An 862-nucleotide genomic window follows, 5' to 3' on the forward strand; every position below is an offset into this window, starting at 1 on the left:
TTCTTATTTTTCTATAAAGCTTTAAAGGTCTTACTCCTGTTAGTATACCAAAAGACTTGTCATAATTGACAATTCCATCAAAATATATCAAGATAATTTTTTTATGACCTTTAGCAATGAATGTTTTTCTGCATATTTTAATTTATAAATTTTTTCTTGATTACTATATTTTATAGTAAAAATACATATTTGATTTATAAATTCAATATCAAAAAAAATTTCCTCAATCTCAAAATTTTGAGGAAATTTAAAAATTAAGAAATCGTTTAATAACTTTTTAAACTTTTTATCTTGGCAATTTATACTTATCATAGCCTTTTTAAATATGGATTGTAATTTAGTTCATATTCAATTGAAGTTTCTGGTCCATGTCCAGGCAAAACAATTGTATTTTTATCAAGTAAAGTTAATTTTTTAAGAGAATTCATTAAGTCTAATCCCGAAGATTCTGGAAAATCGTATCTGCCTATAGAACCGAGAAAAAGTGTGTCCCCTGAAAATAAAATATTATCAAGTTTATAACAAACCCCTCCTCCTGTGTGGCCAGGAGTTTCTATTACTTTAAATGAATCATCAGAAAATTTAATATCATTTCCTTCTTTAACAAAATAATCAGCTTTTGCTCCATTAACACTCATTCCGTAAAGACTTGCCGAATTTTTATTTGGTTTTTCTAACATATCTTTATCTTTATTATGAATATATACAGAAATACCATACTTATCTTTCAAATCTTTTACAGCACCTATATGGTCAATATGACCATGTGTCAATAGTATATATAAAGGCTTTAATTTCTCTTTTTCAATAGTATCTATTATTCTTTGACTTTCATAACCCGGATCAATGATTACACATTCAT

General features: G+C 25.9%; 1 protein-coding gene. It reads right to left on the minus strand.

Annotated features, from left to right (window positions below; translation table 11 throughout):
- Positions 1-308: 308 nt before the first annotated feature.
- Positions 309-862 (minus strand): MBL fold metallo-hydrolase (locus HMPREF9131_RS00245; RefSeq protein WP_009344712.1); only part of this gene is annotated, 554 nt, incomplete at its 5' end.

The sequence above is a fragment of the Peptoniphilus sp. oral taxon 836 str. F0141 genome (genome assembly GCF_000179335.1).
GTDB lineage: Bacteria > Bacillota > Clostridia > Tissierellales > Peptoniphilaceae > Peptoniphilus_A > Peptoniphilus_A lacrimalis.